Origin of the sequence: Micromonospora parva, from assembly GCF_040649675.1 — a bacterium.
In the GTDB taxonomy this organism is placed as follows: domain Bacteria; phylum Actinomycetota; class Actinomycetes; order Mycobacteriales; family Micromonosporaceae; genus Micromonospora; species Micromonospora parva.
Genome location: NZ_JBEZFX010000015.1, coordinates 75,861 through 91,205, shown reverse-complemented (window position 1 = coordinate 91,205; position 15,345 = coordinate 75,861). Strand labels below are relative to the sequence as shown.

Annotated in this window: 12 protein-coding genes; 3 read left to right on the top strand and 9 right to left on the bottom strand. The window is 72.2% G+C overall.

The genetic code is table 11. The annotated features are described in order from the left end of the window. The first annotated feature begins 21 nt into the window (after positions 1 to 21). On the top strand, positions 22 to 987 hold the full coding sequence (locus tag AB0C03_RS29280) for a helix-turn-helix domain-containing protein (protein ID WP_051708824.1): 966 nt from the start codon (positions 22 to 24) through the stop codon (positions 985 to 987). 52 nt (positions 988 to 1,039) lie between these two features. On the opposite strand, the gene AB0C03_RS29275 is transcribed toward AB0C03_RS29280, so the two are convergent. Together AB0C03_RS29275 and AB0C03_RS29270 are read right to left on the bottom strand one after the other, a co-directional pair. Continuing rightward, positions 1,040 to 4,906 carry a S8 family serine peptidase gene (locus AB0C03_RS29275; protein WP_357640307.1) on the bottom strand — a complete coding sequence of 1,289 codons (3,867 nt, stop codon included), beginning with the start codon at positions 4,904 to 4,906 and terminating at the stop codon, positions 1,040 to 1,042. Positions 4,907 to 5,075: 169 nt separating this feature from the next. After that, positions 5,076 to 5,792, bottom strand: coding sequence for a YoaK family protein (locus AB0C03_RS29270; RefSeq protein ID WP_051708826.1), 717 nt, complete (start codon positions 5,790 to 5,792; stop codon positions 5,076 to 5,078). Between the two features lie 70 nt (positions 5,793 to 5,862). On the opposite strand from AB0C03_RS29270, the gene AB0C03_RS29265 reads away from it, so the two are divergent. Continuing rightward, a complete protein-coding gene (locus tag AB0C03_RS29265; RefSeq protein WP_036412443.1) occupies positions 5,863 to 6,543 on the top strand; it encodes a GntR family transcriptional regulator in 681 nt (226 codons plus the stop codon). Positions 6,544 to 6,566: 23 nt separating this feature from the next. Here AB0C03_RS29265 and AB0C03_RS29260 read toward each other — a convergent pair whose 3' ends face one another. The 7 genes from AB0C03_RS29260 to AB0C03_RS29230 all read right to left on the bottom strand — a co-directional run bounded on the left by AB0C03_RS29260 (position 6,567) and on the right by AB0C03_RS29230 (position 14,540). Then, positions 6,567 to 8,357, bottom strand: coding sequence for a gamma-glutamyltransferase family protein (locus AB0C03_RS29260; RefSeq protein ID WP_357640302.1), 1,791 nt, complete (start codon positions 8,355 to 8,357; stop codon positions 6,567 to 6,569). Further along, on the bottom strand, positions 8,354 to 9,355 hold the full coding sequence (locus AB0C03_RS29255) for an ABC transporter ATP-binding protein (RefSeq protein ID WP_210860120.1): 1,002 nt from the start codon (positions 9,353 to 9,355) through the stop codon (positions 8,354 to 8,356). The genes AB0C03_RS29260 and AB0C03_RS29255 overlap by 4 nt, the downstream gene beginning before the upstream one ends. Further along, a complete protein-coding gene (locus tag AB0C03_RS29250; protein ID WP_210860121.1) occupies positions 9,352 to 10,359 on the bottom strand; it encodes an ABC transporter ATP-binding protein in 1,008 nt (335 codons plus the stop codon). The genes AB0C03_RS29255 and AB0C03_RS29250 overlap by 4 nt, the downstream gene beginning before the upstream one ends. Beyond that, a complete protein-coding gene (locus AB0C03_RS29245; protein WP_030337087.1) occupies positions 10,356 to 11,243 on the bottom strand; it encodes an ABC transporter permease in 888 nt (295 codons plus the stop codon). The genes AB0C03_RS29250 and AB0C03_RS29245 overlap by 4 nt, the downstream gene beginning before the upstream one ends. Then, entirely contained in the window at positions 11,240 to 12,196 is a 957-nt protein-coding gene (locus AB0C03_RS29240) for an ABC transporter permease (RefSeq protein ID WP_030337089.1), read from the bottom strand. The genes AB0C03_RS29245 and AB0C03_RS29240 overlap by 4 nt, the downstream gene beginning before the upstream one ends. A 6-nt stretch (positions 12,197 to 12,202) precedes the next feature. Then, a complete protein-coding gene (locus AB0C03_RS29235; RefSeq protein WP_081884111.1) occupies positions 12,203 to 13,879 on the bottom strand; it encodes an ABC transporter substrate-binding protein in 1,677 nt (558 codons plus the stop codon). Between the two features lie 79 nt (positions 13,880 to 13,958). Beyond that, positions 13,959 to 14,540, bottom strand: a complete 582-nt coding sequence (locus AB0C03_RS29230; protein WP_030337093.1) for a TetR family transcriptional regulator — start codon at positions 14,538 to 14,540, stop codon at positions 13,959 to 13,961. 64 nt (positions 14,541 to 14,604) lie between these two features. Here AB0C03_RS29230 and AB0C03_RS29225 point away from each other — a divergent pair, with 64 nt between their 5' ends. Beyond that, complete coding sequence (locus AB0C03_RS29225) at positions 14,605 to 15,300, top strand: NAD(P)-dependent oxidoreductase (protein ID WP_030337095.1); 696 nt, start codon at positions 14,605 to 14,607, stop codon at positions 15,298 to 15,300. The last annotated feature ends 45 nt before the right edge of the window (positions 15,301 to 15,345 follow it).

Genomic DNA, 15,345 nt, shown 5'->3' with positions numbered 1-15,345 from the left:
CGAGGCGGGTGTGGTGGTCTGTTGCTGGGCGCATTCGGTCTGAGCGAGCTGGAGGAGAAGGTCTACCTGGAGTTGGTCCGTGGCAGTGCCGGGACCGCTGCGGAGCTGGCACCACGGGTCGCGGCCACGGTCGCCGAGCTGGAGCACGCGCTCGACGCCCTCACCCGGGCCGGGCTGGTCCGCGTGGTCGCCGGCCGCGCCGGTGCCGCCCCACCCGACCTGGCCATCGAGTCGCTGCTGAACCAGCGGATGCGCGAGCTTCAGGAGGCGCGGGTCGGCCTGTGGGACTGGCTGCGGCAGCAACGCCCGGCGGACCCGATGGACCAGGACGTCCAGTTGGTGGTCGGCGTTCCCGCGATCATGCAGGCGTTCGACCAGTTCCTGCGCGGGGCGCAGGAGGAGGTGCTCGGCTTCGACCGCCCGCCGTACGCGGCAGTGCTGCAGGACAACCCGACCGAAATCGAGATGCTCGGCCGGGGCGTCGCCTTCCGGGTGGTGTACGACCGGCGGGGGTTGGAACGGCCGGGTGCGGCCGCCCACATCGGCCGGTTCGTCGCCGCCGGTGAACAGGCACGGGTCGCCGCGAACGTGCCCGGCAAGCTCGCCGTCGCCGACCGCCGGGTCGCCCTGATCTCCTTCCCCGCCCGCGCCGACAGCACCGAACCGTGGGCACTGGTGGTGCGGGGCGCCACCTGGGTGGAGGTGCTCGTGGCGCTGTTCACCGAGGTCTGGGACCGGGCCACGCCGCTGCGGCTCGCCCCGGCCAGCGAGGTGGTCGACGACGTCGAGCGGCAGAGCACGCCCACCCTCGTCGACCGGCAGATCCTGTCCCTGCTGATGACCGGGCTGCCGGACAAGGCGGTCGCCTCCCAGTTGGGCATCTCGCTGCGGACGGTGCAGCGGCGGTTGCGGCAGTTGATGGACGCGACCGGGAGCGCCACCCGGATGCAGCTCGGCTGGTTCATCGCCCGCCACGACTGGCTCTGAACCCGGCGGTGGGGGGCCTGCCGACACGGGAGGTGACGGCAGGCCCCGGTGCTCACTTCGTGACCGTCACCGACACGGTGACCGGGGTGGACGCGCCCTTGGCACCGTTGTTGGTGACCAGCAGCGTGGCGACGTACGTGCCCGGTGCCAGGCCGGTGGTGTCCACAGTGACGGCCAGCGTGCCCTTCGCCCCAGCCGGCACCTCGCCGGAGGTGGCGGCGGACAGCCACGGCACGTCGCTGTACGCCGGCAGCGACCCGTCGACGTGATAGACCTTGGCGCCGTACGGCCGGCCGGTCGCGTTACCGAGCACCCACAGGTTGCCCTGCTCGTCCAGGTCCAGCCCGGCCCCGCTGAGCGGGTTCGGGTCCGGGTCGGGCACCGAGGCCAGCGGCTGGCAGGTGGCCGGGTCGAGCGCCCAGATCGACTCCTTGGAGTCCTGGTTGATGCCCCACAACACGTTGTGTTCCTCGTTGAGGGCCAGGCCGGTCATCCACGGGATGGGCGGGGTGCACTCCCCCAGCACCGAGCCGGGCTGCGGGTGCGACAGCCCGGCGAGGTGCCGGATGCGGTTGTCGCCGCTGAGGTAGAAGGTGTCGTCCGAGGCGCGGTAGGCCAGCCCGTAGTAGAGCTTGCCGGCCCACGGCCCGGTGATGGTCTCCTTCACCTCCAGGGTGTCCGGGTCGAAACACACGATCGGCAGGTCCCCGATGAACGACATCTTCGGCGCGCACATCAGGTCCCGGCTCGCCACGTACGCCATGTCCGAGGGCCAGCCGTCGATCGGCAGCACACCCTTGGCCAGTGACCGGCCGTCGGTGCTGAAGCGCTGCAACTGCCCGAACAGGTACGAGTTGGAGACGATCAACTCGCCGTTGCGGTAGCCGACGCCGTAGGCGTTGTAGAGCTCCTTGAGCGGGAACGAGCTGAGCTGCCGGCCGGGGATGCCGGTCGGCGGGGTGGGCGAGTTGATCTCCCGGGCCAGCCAGCTGGCCGGCAGGTCACCCCGGTTGGTCAGTGTCACCGTCGCGGTGCGGGTCGCTCCGGCCCGGGCGGTCACCGAGATCGCGTTCCTGTTGGCCAGCAGCAACGGCGTACGCAGCGCCAGGTCGTGCGTGACGACCGTCGACTCGACCACGTCGACGGTGCTCCCCGGCAGGTCGTAGCCCGGTTGCAGCGCGGTCACCGTGACCGGCCCGGCCGGCGCCTCCAGCTGGTAGAAGCCGTCCGCGTCGGTGGTAGCGGTGACCGGCTGAGGGGCGTCGGCCGACTCGACCCGTACCGTCGCGCCGGCCAGCGGCTGACGGTCGTTCGCGTCGCGCACCGTGCCCCGCAGCAGGCCCCGACCGGCCACCCGGAAGGTGACCGCGTCGCCCGCGTCGAGCGCCTGCTCGTCGCGCGAGTAAATCAGCGCGTCGCGGCCGGTGGCGTCCTCGATGCCGACGGTCGCCGAGCCGCCGGCCCCCGCTGCGGTGGTGGCGAGCTTGCGGTACTGGATGGTGACGGTGCCGTTCTCGCCGAGGCGTACCTGCACGTCGATCCGGTTCTTCGGCGCGCTCTTGAGCGCGGCCCGGTTCCAGCTGACCACGAACTGTCGGGTCGTGCCGGTGCCGGACACCCTGGTACGCACCGTCGAGGCGTGGTCCAGGATCAGGTCGTCCCAGAACGCGTAGACGGCCGGCGCCGAGACCGCCGGGGCGGGCAGCGGACCGTTGTCGCCGACCGAGGTGCTCGTGTCGACGCCGAGGGTCAGGTAACCGTCGGTGTGCACGGTGAGCCGACGGTAGGTGCTGCCGTAGAAGGTCATCGGGAACGGCAGGTCGACGGCCCGGCTCGCGGCGTCACCGGTGAGGGCGAGCACGCTGCCGCCGTCGACCCACTGCGCGGTGGCCGTCCCCGCCTGGTAGCCGTGCCGGTCGGCCTTCGCGGCGAGCGCCACGTCCACCGTCTGCGGCCCGTCGACGCTCAGCGCGACAGTCTTGGGTGCCAGCCACCGGCCGTACTCGACCAGCAGGTCGTAGTCGGCCTCGGGCAGCATCCCGGTGTAGTGACCGTCGGCGTCGGTGACGAATGCCGGGAACGTCTCCCCGGCGAGCGCCAACCGGGCGCCCACGACCGGTTTGCCCGCCGGGTCGGTGACCCGGCCCTGGATCGCCTGCCACGGCGCGGGCTCGGACAGGTCCACGGTCAGGTTGGTGGTGCCGCTGGTCGACACGGTGATGCTCTGCCGTACGGTCCGCCGCGCGAAGAACGACGCGGTCAGGGTGTACTCCCCGGCCGGGACCCGACCCAGTTGGACGGTGCCGCGCGCCTCGGTGCGGGCGGTGCGGGTGACCAGCGCGGAGGTCAGGGTGATCTTCGCACCGGAGAGCACGGTCCCGTTCAGCTTCGCGTGCACCACGACGCCGCCGAGCTGCGCCGTCGAGGCCTGGGTCACCAGGTCGTACGCGTCGAGCCGACCCTCGCCGTAGACGTTGTTGTCGGCCGGGGTGCCACCGCACTGAAGGTCGTTGACGTCGTGCGCGGTGCGGTCCAGCAGTTCCCGGGTGGTCGCCAGGTCGCGGCGCAGGTTCGGCACCGCCGACCACGCCAGGGCGACCGCGCCGGCGACGTGCGGCGCGGCCATGGAGGTGCCGTCGCTCATGCCCCAGTCGCTGCCCGGCACTGAGGAGAGGATGCCCACCCCGGGGGCGGTGATGTCCGGCCGTACCGCGTCCTCGCGGCCCGGCCCACGGCTGGAGAAGTCGGCGATCACACCGGTGGAGTCGGTCGCGCCGACGGCGTACGCCAGCGGGTTGGTGGCCGGGTGCCCCGCCGAGCCGCACGGCTCGGGCAGCTCCTTGGCCTCGTTGCCGACCGCGAAGACCGGGAAGATGCCGGCGGCGACCCAGGAGTCGATGATGGTGTCGTAGAAGGTGGGGTCACCGTCGTGGCCGCCCCAGGAGTTGTTGATGATGTCCGGGGCGAGGTCGGGGCGGGGGTTCTCGCCGTTGTGGTCGGTCGGTGCGAGCATCCACTGACCGGCGGCGAGCAACGCGCTGTTGCTGCAGTAGTTGGCCTCGCACCCCTTGGCCGCGATCCAGCTGGCGCCCGGGGCCACACCGGTGATCCGCCCGTCGCCGTCGTCGCCGACCATCGTGCCGACCGTGTGGGTGCCGTGCCCGAAGTTGTCGCAGGGCGTCGACGGCAGGCAGATCCCGGTCGGGTCGTACCAGTTGTAGTCGTGCGTGAAGGTGCCGTCACCGTCGTTGCCACGGTACTGGCGGACCAGGGCCGGGTGGTCGTACTGCACACCGGAGTCGACGCTGCCGACGACGATGCCCTCGCCGCGGGTGCCGTACTCGCGCCAGACCTTGTCGGCGGCGAGCGACGTGAGGTTCCACGGCAGCTGCGGGTCGTCGGCGGCGGCGCCGGCGGTGCGGACCGGCTCCGCGAGCGCGGTCCCACCGATCGCGGTGATCCGCGCGACGTCCGCCCGGCCGGCCAGCTCGGTCACCAGCTTCAGGTCGCCGGTGACCTCGATGATGTTCGCGATCCAGTACGGGGTGAAGTCGGCGTGCCGCTCGCGCAGCAGGGCACGCAGCCCACGCTGGGTCTTCTCGGCATGGGCCAGCTTGGTCTGGTAGACCCGGGTGGTGCGGGCGACCCGCCCGGCCCGGCCACCGGCGGCCCGCGCGACCCGGTCCAGGTCGCTCTGGTTCAGCGTGGCCTCGTCGGTCAGCTCGACGAAGAAGCTGGCGTTGGTGCCGGCGCGGGCCGAGCCGAGCACCAGCGGGTCCACCTTGCGCAGTGGGTCGGCAGCGCCGTTGCCCGGTGCGGGCGCGGCCACGGCGGCGCCGGTCGGCAGTGCGAGCACGATGGCCAGCGCCGCGCCGACGGCGCCCATGGCTCGACGTGTCAGCGGTCTGGGTCTGAGCATGACGTACGTCCCTCCCTCGGGCGGTCGCCCGGGAGGGCCGACACCGCCGTCGCCGATTCTCGGGCGACGGGCATCCGGTTGACCCGCAAGATCACTGGCGGAGCACGGACATGGCGGGTCTCCGCCATCCCGCGTTGGCCCCACCGACACCGGCGGGCCACCACCACGGTCAGCCCCGCATCCGCGCGGACACGACGATGACGAGCACCAGCGGCACCAGCGGCAGGGCCGGGGCGACGACCGGCAGGTGCAGGGCGACCAGGGCGCCGACCGCCGCGCCGACCATCAGGGCCAGCAGCACCTGCGCCTTGGGCCGCAGGCCGGCCCACGGGCTGCGGGCGGCGACCCCGGCGATCAGGCTGGTGAGCGTGCCGGTCAGGTACGTGGAGGACAGGCCGGAGACGCCGAAGCGTTGGATGGCGCTGCTCTGCACGCCCAACGCGACAGCGGACAGCATCAGCAGCGCCAGGTGCACGCGCGCGTCGGGGGCGTGCAGCGTGACCTCCCAGACGACGGCGAACACCACGAACACCGACAGCTCCAGGACCAGCGCCCAGGTGACCCGTCGAGGCCAGACCGGGTCGTCAGGCTGCGCCGAGCCGACGACGCGGGCGCCCGCGAGGACACCGACGATGAAGCTGACGATGGCGCAGCCCGACGTCAGGGCCAAATCGGCCTCGCCCCGGCCCGCCGAGAGCCCGAGCAGGACCATGTTGCCGGTCATCACGCTGGCGAACGCGCCGCCGAGGGCGAGGAACCCGAGAGCGTCGGCGGTTCCGGTCAGGAAGGTGAGGACGACGACGAGCGCGTGCCGTCGGCGCAGCAGTCGATCGTCTGGGTGTGCGGCGACGTGGGGGCGGGTGACGCGGGGCGCTGTGCTCGACACTGTCGGCCACCTTCCGGTGATTGTTCTTCGTATACACTTTGTCCGGACACGTTCACGGAGAGGCGACCAGGTGGCTGAAGACCTACGGGACAAGCTCGGCGCGCAACACCTGCCGCTCCGCGATCAGGTCCTCGCCGCGCTGCGGACCGCCATCATCGACGGCGACTACCTTCCCGGGGAACGGCTCACCGAGGACCGGCTCGCCGAGGACTTCGGCGTCTCCCGCAACCCCGTCCGGGAGGCGCTGCGGGTCGCCGAGGCGGAGGGGTTCGTGGTGATCCTCCCCCGCCGGGGAGCTGTCGTCGCCTCACCGAGCAGCGGGACCATCGCCGACATGTTCGCCGTACGCGAGCGGCTGGAGGCGTTGGCCGCCCGGCTGGCCGCCGAGCGGGCCACCGCCGCCGACGTGGCGTCCCTGCGCGCCCTGCTCGACCAGGGTCGCGAGGCGACGCAGCGGCAGGACCTGGCCCGCGTCGCCGAGCTCAACAGCACGCTGCACCTGCGCATCCTGCAGATCAGCGGAAACCCCTGGCTGTCGTCGATCGCCAAGTCGCTCTACCTCCATGTGCAGTGGATCTTCCGGCTCGGGGCGGCCGAACGGGCCCCCCACTCGTGGGCCGAGCACATCCAGCTCGTCGACGCCATCGAGTCGGGCGACGGCGACCGCGCCGAGCGGGCCGCGCTCAACCACCTCGACGCGGCCTCCGCCGCGGCCTACGAGAACGCCGAAGGCGGCTACGCCGCCCGCTGACGCTCAGGTGGCCGCGGCACCCGCTACCGGCCGCACGCGTAACCCTGCATCCCCCGGGGGTTCGCACCGGCGGCCAGCAGCCCGGTGGCCGGGTCGCGGGTCACCGCACAGAGCCGGCCCAGGCTCCACCCGTCGGTGACCCGCACCTCGTGCCCGTACGCCCGCAGCGCCGCCAGCACGCCCTCGTCGAGCCGGTCCTCCACCACCAGGACACCCGGCTGCATGTCGCGTGGATAGAACGACCCCGGCAGGCTGACCGTGTGCCACGCCGGCGCGTCGATGGCCTCCTGCAGACTCTGACCACCCACGAGGTGCCGCAGCAGGAACGGCAACTGCCACTGGTCCTGCTGGTCGCCACCGGGGGTGCCGCACGCCAGCACCGGCTCACCGTCGCGGTGCACCATCGTCGGGCTCAACGTCGTCCGCGGGCGACGGCCCGGTGCCAGCGACGAGGCCAGCCCCTCCTCCAGCCAGAACATCTGCAACCTGCTGCCCAACGGGAAACCGAGCTCCGGAATCGTCGGGGAGCTCTGCAACCAGCCGCCGCTGGGCGTCGCGGAGATCATGTTGCCCCAGCGGTCGACCACGTCCACGTGACACGTGTCGCCCCGGGTCACCCCGTCCGACTGCACCGTCGGCTCCCCCGTCGCGGCATCCGTCGACCCGGTACGCCGGACGGCACCGGGTCGGACGTGGGCCGGCAGGCGCGGCTGCGCACCGTCCGGACGCCCCGGCCGCAGCTCCGCCGACGCGCGGTCGCCGATCAGGGCGGCCCGCTCCCGCGCGTACTGCGGGGAGAGCAGCGCCTTGGCGGGCACGTCGACACCGTCGCCGTACCAGGCCTCCCGGTCGGCGAAGGCGAGCTTGAGCGCCTCGACCTGGGCGTGGACGCCGGCTGCGGCCCCCGGGTCGTACGCGCCCGGGTCGTCGAGCGCGTCCAGTGTGGCCAGTGACTCCAGCAGCACCGGGCCCTGACCCCAGAACCCGGTCTTCGCCACCGAGTAGCCGTGCCAGTCGAGGGTGGCGGGTGCCTCCCAGCTCGCCGAGTACGCCGCCAGGTCGTCGCCGGTGACCAGCCCGGCGTGCGGGCGTCCGCTGGAGTCCTGGAACGGTCGCCGGCTGAACGCGTCGATCGCCTCGGCGACGAAACCCGTGCTCCAGGCCCGGCGCGCCGCCTCGATCTGGGCCTCCCGGTCGACGCCGGCAGCCTGTCCCGCCTCGACGAGCCGACGCAGCGTGTCCGCGTACGCCGGGTTGGTGACCAACTCCCCCGCGGCCGGTGGCCGGCCGTCGCGCAGCCAGAGCGCGGCGGACGTGGGCCAGTGTTCCTCGAACAACGACCGGACGGCGGCCACCGTGTCACCGACCCGGCCCACCACCGGGTGCCCGGCGCCGGCGTAGCCGATGGCCGGTTCCAGCACCTCGGCGAGGGTGAGCGTGCCGTGCTCACGCAGCAGCAGGAGCCAGGCGTCCACGGCGCCGGGCACGGCCGCCGCGAGCGGGCCGGCGCCCGGGATGAGGTCCATCCCGAGGGACCGGAAGTGCGCGATGGTGGCGCCGGCCGGTGCCGGCCCCTGCCCGCACAGCACCTTCGGCCGGGGGTCCTGTGCGGTGGCCACGATGGCCGGCACCTCGCCGCCCGGCCCGTTCAGGTGCGGCTCAACGACGTGCAGGACGAACCCGGCGGTGACCGCGGCGTCGAACGCGTTGCCCCCGCGTTCGAGGATGCCCATCGCCGCCTGGCTGGCGAGCCAGTGGGTGGAGGACACCATGCCGAAGGTGCCCTGCAACGTGGGTCGGGTGGTGAACGTCATGACAACACCTCACTGGGATCTGCGGTGCGAACGTCGGGGCCGGTGCCGTCCGGCTGGACCAGGTGGCACGCGGCCATGCCGTCGCCGATCGCGGTCTGCGCCGGCACCTCGGTCGCGCACCTGTCGAAGGCGAGCGGGCACCGGGTCCGGAACCGGCAGCCCGACGGCGGGTCGAGCGCGGACGGCAGGTCGTCGCCGAGCAGCACCGGCTGACGGTGGCGCTGACGCACCGGATCAGCCACCGGCGCGGCGGACAGCAGCGCCTGCGTGTACGGGTGGGCGGGCCGGGCGAAGATCCGCTCGCGGCTGCCCCGCTCGACGAGTTGCCCCAGGTACATGACCGCGATCTCGTCGGCCAGGTACTCGACGGCGGAGAGGTCGTGGGTGATGAAGAGGCAGGCGAACCCGATGTCGCGTTGCAGGTCGGCGAGGAGGTTGAGCACCGACGCCTGCACCGACACGTCGAGCGCGCTGGTCGGTTCGTCGGCGATGAGCAGCATCGGTTCGGAGATCAGTGCCCGTGCGATGCTGACCCGCTGGCGTTGCCCGCCGGACAGTTCGTGGGGATAGCGACGGGCCACCTCGGCGCGCAGGCCCACCCGTTCCAGTTGGGGAGCGACGCGGGCCTCCCGCTCGCGCCGGGACATCCGTTTGCCGGAAAGCCGCAGCGGCTCGGCCACGATCTCACCCACCAGCATGCGCGGGTCCAGGGACGCGGCCGGGTCCTGGAAGACGATCGACACCGCGCCGCGATGGGGGCGCAGGTGCCGTCGGGACAGGTGGGTGACGTCAGTGCCGGCGATCCGCACCGTTCCCGCTGTCGGCTCGACGAGGCGCACCACGCAGCGGCCCACCGTCGACTTTCCGGAGCCGCTCTCCCCCACCAGGGCGGTGACCCGGCCGCGCGGGATGGTCAGCGACACCCCGTCCACGGCACGCACCGGGCCGAAGTGCATCACCAGGTCCGTGATCTCCAGGGCGTTCGGCTGCGGCGTCATCGGTTCGCCTCCTGAGGGGCCGTCTCGCACGGGTGCCAGCAGGCCGCGACGTGGTCGGTGCCACCGACCCCCGCCAGCGGCGGGGCGGCCGTGCGGCACCGCTCGTCGGCGGCCGGGCAGCGATCCGCGAAGGTGCAGGCGTCGGGTTGGCTGGCCAGGACGGGCACCAGCCCGGGGATCTCGGTCAACCGGTCCGTCCCGGCGTGCCGGCCCGGCTGCGGCGACGCCGACAGCAGACCGGCGGTGTACCGGTGTCGGGGGTGGGCGAACAGGTCGTCCACCGGTGCCCGTTCCGCCACCCGTCCCGCGTACATGACGACGACGCGGTCCGCGATGTCGGCGATCACGCCGAGGTCGTGGGTGATGATGAGGACACTCGTGCCGAGCTGGTCGCGCAGGTTCCGCAGCACCTGCAGGATGCCGGCCTGCACTGTGACGTCCAGTGCGGTGGTCGGCTCGTCGGCCACCAGCACCTTCGGGCCGCAGGCCACCGCCATCGCGATCATCACGCGCTGGCGCATGCCGCCGGAGAGCTGGTGCGGATAGGTGTCGACGCGTTGGGCCGCGGACGGGATCCCGACGAGCGTCAGCAACTCGACGGCGCGCGCCCGCGCCGCCCGCCGGGACATCCGCTCGTGGACCTGGAGCACCTCGCCGATCTGCCTCCCGACGGTGAGCACCGGGTTCAACGACGTCATCGGTTCCTGAAAGATGTAGGCGATCTCCCGGCCCCGGACCCGGCGAAGCGCCGCCTCGCGGGCCCCGATCAGCTGGGTGCCGTCCAGGCGCACCGAGCCGGTGACCCGGGCGCTGCCCGGTAGCAGCCCGGCGATGCTCATCGCGGTGACGCTCTTTCCGCACCCCGACTCGCCCACCATCCCAACGATCTCGCCGGGCGCGAGGTCAAGGCTGACACCGTCGACCGCCGAGACGGTGCCGGTCTCGGTGGGGAACGACACCGACAGGTCGCGGATCTCCAGCACGGGCGCTCCGGCCGTGGTCATCGTCGGTCTCCCTTCGGGTCGAGGGCGTCGCGCAGGGCGTCACCGAAGACGTTGAACGCCAGCGCCAGCCCCATGATGACGACGCCGGGCAGGACGGCGGCCCACGGTGCGCGGGCGGCGAACTGCTGGGCGGTGGCCAACATGGTGCCGAGGCTGGGAGCCGGGGGCTGGATGCCGAGGCCGAGGAACGACAGCACCGCCTCGCCGAGGATCGCGGCCGGGATGGCGACGGTGGCCTGCACCAGGATCACCGACGTCGCGTTTGGCAGGATGTGCCGGGCCAGCACCCACAGGTCGCTCGCGCCGTCGACGACGGCCGCCGCCACGAAGTCGAGTGACTTGAGGCGCAGGGTGTCCGAGCGGACCACCCGGATCACCCCGGGGATCTGGGCGATGCCGATGGCCACCGCGGCGTTGCCGAGGCTGGCGCCCCGGATGGCCGCCAGCCCCACCGCCATGATCAGGAACGGGAACGCCAGCAGCAGGTCGGTGAAGCGGGAGATCACCGCGTCCCAGGCCCGGAAGTAGCCGGCCGCGAGCCCGAGTGGCACCCCGATGACCAGGGACGTGGCCACCGCGAGGAGCCCCACCTGCAACGACGCCCGGGCACCGAGCATGATGCGGGAGAGGACGTCGCGGCCGAGGTCGTCGGTGCCCAGCAGGTGCCCGGCGGTGCCGGGCGGTGCGAACGTACGGGCGAAGTCGGTCTGGTCGACCGAGTAGGGCGCGAGCCAGGGCGACAGCACGGCGATGACGCCCGCCAGCGCGAGCACGACGAAACTCACGACGGCGAGCGGGTTTCGGCGCAGCCGCCGCAGCACGCGGGTACGCCGGGTGACGCTGGCGGTGCCGGTCTCCGCCATCGGTACGGTGAGGACGGTCATGCCGGATCTCCCGTCACCCGGATGCGGGGATCGATGACCGAGTAGAGCAGATCCACGAAGAGGTTGATCACGATGTAGGCCGCCGCGGTGAGCAGGACGACGGCCTGGATCACCGGGTAGTCCCGTTGGAACACCGCGTCGATGGTCATCTTGCCGAAGCCCGGCAGCCCGAAGATCTGTTCGGTGACGACCGCGCCGGAGATCAGCCCGCCGAGTTGCAGGCCCACGACGGTCACCACCACGATGAGGCTGTTGCGCAGGGCGTGCCGGGTGATGACGGCGCGCGGTCGCAGCCCCTTCGCCTTCGCCGTCCGCACGTAGTCGGAGGAGAGCGAGTCGAGCATCGCCGAGCGGGTCTGCCGCATGATGATGGCGGCGAGGCCGGTGCCGAGGATCACCGCGGGCAGGACGATGTGGTGCAGGTTGTCCACCGGGTCCTCCAGGATCGGCACGAAGCCGGAGGCGGGGAAGAGTCCGGTCGCCACGGACAGGTAGAGGATCGCCAGCAGCCCCAGCCAGAAGTGCGGCACCGACAGGCCGATCAGGGCCAGGCCGTTGGCGAGCCACTCCGCCGGCCGTCCACGACGGACCGCCGCGAGCACCCCGGCGCCGACGCCGAGGGCCGACGCGATGAGGATCGCCAGGACGGACAGCTCGACGGTCACCGGCAGCGCGGTCGTGAGCATCGACGAGACCGGCGTGCCCGTGCGGATCGACACGCCGAAGTCGCCCTGCGCCATCCGCTCCACGTACTGGGCGAACTGCACCGGCAGCGGCTGGTCCAGCCCGTAGTGCCGACGGATGGCCTCCAGGGCCTCCGGCGACCGGTCCTCGCCGGCCAGCGCGAGGGCCGGGTCGCCGGGGAGCGCCCGTACGCCGACGAAGACCACGATCGTCGACAACAGCAGGGTCACTGCCGACTGCCAGGCACGGGTGAGCAGATATCGGGCCACGACGACCTACTTGCCGAAGCCGGCGAAGGCCGCCCGGATGACGCCGTCCGGGTAGACCTGCAAACCCTGAACCTGCTTGCTGACGGCGGTCAGGTTGCGCTGCCGGTAGAGGTAGATCAGGGCGTCGTCCTGCTGCAGCAGGGTGACCGCCTGGCCATACAGCTTGCGGCGCTGCTCGACGTCACCGGCCTGGCGGGCCTGGGTCAGCAGCGTGTCGAGCTGCGGGTTGCGGTAGCCGGCGACGTTCTGGCTGCCGCCGGTGCCGACGAAGTTGGTGATGTTGGCGTCCGGGTCGATCCGTCCGCTCCACCCCAGTTGCAGCAGCTCGAAGTTGCCGCGGTCCTGCTCGTCGAGGAGCGAGGAATACTCCACCGGGTTGATCTTCAGGTCGAATCCGCCGTCCTTGACCATGGACTGCAACGCCTGGGCCAGGCGCAGCGTGTCAGGGGTGTTCGAGGCGAGCATCGTCACCTCGTACGGCGTCTGCACTCCGGCCTCGGCGAGCAACTGCTTGGCCTTGGCGGGGTCGTGCGCCGGGCAGGTCTGCGCCTCGGGGGACGAGAACGTGCTCGCTGGCGAGATCGGGGAGCAGGCGACGGCGTGTTCGCCGTTGAAGACCGCGTCGACCAGGGCCTTGCGGTCGATGGCGTGCTCGAAGGCCTGCCGCACCTTGGCGTTCTGGGCGAGCGGGCGGTTGATGGGCTTGGGGGTGGTGCCGACACCGTCGACGTTGCCGACGTTGATGGTCAGGCCCTGGTATCCGAGGGACTGCGACTGGAGGACGGAGACCGCGGCGTCCTGCCGGAGCGAGGCGACGTCCTGGGTGGAGACGGAGTCGGCCACCTGCGCGTCACCGGAGCGCAGGTTGGCAGCCCGGATGCTCGCGTCGGTGAGGATCCGCCACGAGATGCCATCCAGGTGCACCTTGCTGGCGTCGTAGTAGTTCGGGTCCCGCACGACCTCGATCGAGTTCTGGGGCACCCGCTTGGCGAACTTGAAGGGACCGACGCAGACCGGCGCCGAGGCGAAGTCGTCCCCCCGGGCCTGCAGTGCCTGCGCGCTCATGATCATGCCGGCCCGGTCGGCGAGGGCGCCGAGCAGCGGCGCGAACGGCTGCTTCAGCCGGAGGACGACGGTCTGCGCGTCCGGGGTGTCGACGCCGTCGATGGGGCCGAGTTCGCTCTTGCGCGCCGACCGGGCGTTGGTGAGGTGGCGTTGCAGGGTGGCCTTCACCGCGGCCGAGTCGAACGCCGTCCCGTCCGCGAAGCGCACGCCGGGCCGCAGCGGGATGGTCACCGTCCGGCCGTCGTCGCTCGTGGTGGGCAGGGCCGTCGCGAGCTGCGGTACGACCTGCGCCTGCTCGTTGACGTCGTAGAGCTTCTCGCACATCGCCTGGAAGACGTAGCGGGAGTAGAGGCTTCTCGACAGTGTCGGGTCCAGCGCGTCGGGTTCGGCGGAGAGGGCGATGACCAGGTTGCCGCCCTGCTTCACGGAGGCGGGGTCCGCGGGCGTGCCGAAGGCGTCCTGGCCGGCCGACTGGTCGCCGCCGGACGGGTTGCCGCCATCGCTGTTCGACACCGGTGAGCAGGCGACGGCCGTGCAGACGACGGCAACCGCCGCCACCGCGGCCCGGAGCACCCGACGGCGGGGCAGTGTCGTTTCGCGGACGGAGAGGTTCGTCATGGAGAGCTCCTCAAGTGGGCGATTCGGGGAGCGTATGTTGTATACGATGACCGCCGCAAGACCTCCGTGACGGGGCTTCTCAGGCCGGGGTGCGGCCGTACAGGGCCGCGCGCAGCGCCGGCCGGAAGACCCGCCGGACATCGGCCGGGGACAGCGCACCGACCGAGCGGATCGGGTTCAGGTACCGCGTGAAGATCAGCCCACCCAGCACAGCGACCGCTGCGGTGGCCCGTCGCGTCGCGTCCGGCCCGCCGATAAATTCAGCGATGCGGAGGCGCAGCTCACCGTCCAGGTAGTCCCTCAGGGCGCGCATGGTGGCGTCATCCTGCACCACCATCCGGCTCTGCGCGGGCCCGGCGGCGTCCCACAAGCCGGTGACCGAGTCCAGCAGACGGTCGGCCAACTGCTCCCGGTTGCCCCGCAACGCCTGGTCGAGAGCGGTGGGATCAACGCAGAGCAGGTTCAGTGACTGACTGAAGAGGCCCTGCTTGGAGCCGAAGTGGTAGCTGATCAGCGCCACGTCGACGCCAGCGGCGGCGGCGACGGCCCGCAGGGTGGTGCCCGGATAACCGTGCGTCAGGAACAGCTCGCGGGCGGCCCGCGCGATGCGGGCCTTGGTGTCGGGGTTGCCGCGGGGCCGGCCCCGAGTTTTATTCAACACGGTTGAATACTGCGCTTCCCCGCTGGCACGGTCAACGCCGTCAACCCCAGCGAGGAGCGAACACATGCGCACTGTCGTCTTCGGCGCCACCGGCCCCACCGGCCGTCAGATCACCGAACAGGCTCTGGCCGCCGGCCACGAGGTCGTCGCTGTCACCCGCCGCCCGCCCGCCGGGCCACCGCGCCCCGGCCTCACCGTGGTCAGCGCCGACGTCGCCGACCTCGACGCCGTCGACCGGGCGGTGGCCGGCGGCGACGCCGTCCTGTCCAGCCTGGGCGTCCCGCTCACCCCGAAGCCGATCACCGTCTACTCGACGGGCAACGCGAACATCCTGGCCGCCATGCACCGCCACGGGGTCAAGCGCCTGATCACCGTCAGCTCCAGCGTGCTCGACCCCACCTGGCGACCGACCGGCGAGTTCTTCTTCAACAACGTGCTGGACCCGCTGTTCAACCGCAGGGCGGGCCGCACCGCGCACGAGGACATGCGGCGGATGGAGTCCCTCGTCCGCGAGAGCGACCTGGACTGGACCATCGCCCGACCGTCCGGGCTGTTCGACCACCCGACCGTCACCCGCTACCAGGTGGCCGAGGACGTCGCCGACGGCCTCTTCACGGCACGCGCGGACCTGGCGGCGAGCATGCTGGCGCAGCTGACCGACGAGCGGTACGTCCGGCGGGCGATGGCGGTGGTCACCACCGAGGTCAGGCCGAGCATCGCGGGTCTGATCTGGCGCGAGGCCGTGCTGAAGAAGAAGTGACCCGACGGCCGGGCCCCGGTGGGAAGCGGCCCGCTCAGCGCCGCT

Excerpts from the sequence above, each read along its gene's own strand:
- AB0C03_RS29260 (WP_357640302.1), bottom strand. The coding sequence starts at position 8,357 with ATGACGTTCACCACCCGACCCACGTTGCAGGGCACCTTCGGCATGGTG.
- AB0C03_RS29245 (WP_030337087.1), bottom strand. The coding sequence starts at position 11,243 with ATGACCGTCCTCACCGTACCGATGGCGGAGACCGGCACCGCCAGCGTC.
- AB0C03_RS29225 (WP_030337095.1), top strand. The coding sequence starts at position 14,605 with ATGCGCACTGTCGTCTTCGGCGCCACCGGCCCCACCGGCCGTCAGATC.
- AB0C03_RS29250 (WP_210860121.1), bottom strand. The coding sequence starts at position 10,359 with ATGACCACGGCCGGAGCGCCCGTGCTGGAGATCCGCGACCTGTCGGTG.
- AB0C03_RS29235 (WP_081884111.1), bottom strand. The coding sequence starts at position 13,879 with ATGACGAACCTCTCCGTCCGCGAAACGACACTGCCCCGCCGTCGGGTG.
- AB0C03_RS29275 (WP_357640307.1), bottom strand. The coding sequence starts at position 4,906 with ATGCTCAGACCCAGACCGCTGACACGTCGAGCCATGGGCGCCGTCGGC.
- AB0C03_RS29255 (WP_210860120.1), bottom strand. The coding sequence starts at position 9,355 with ATGACGCCGCAGCCGAACGCCCTGGAGATCACGGACCTGGTGATGCAC.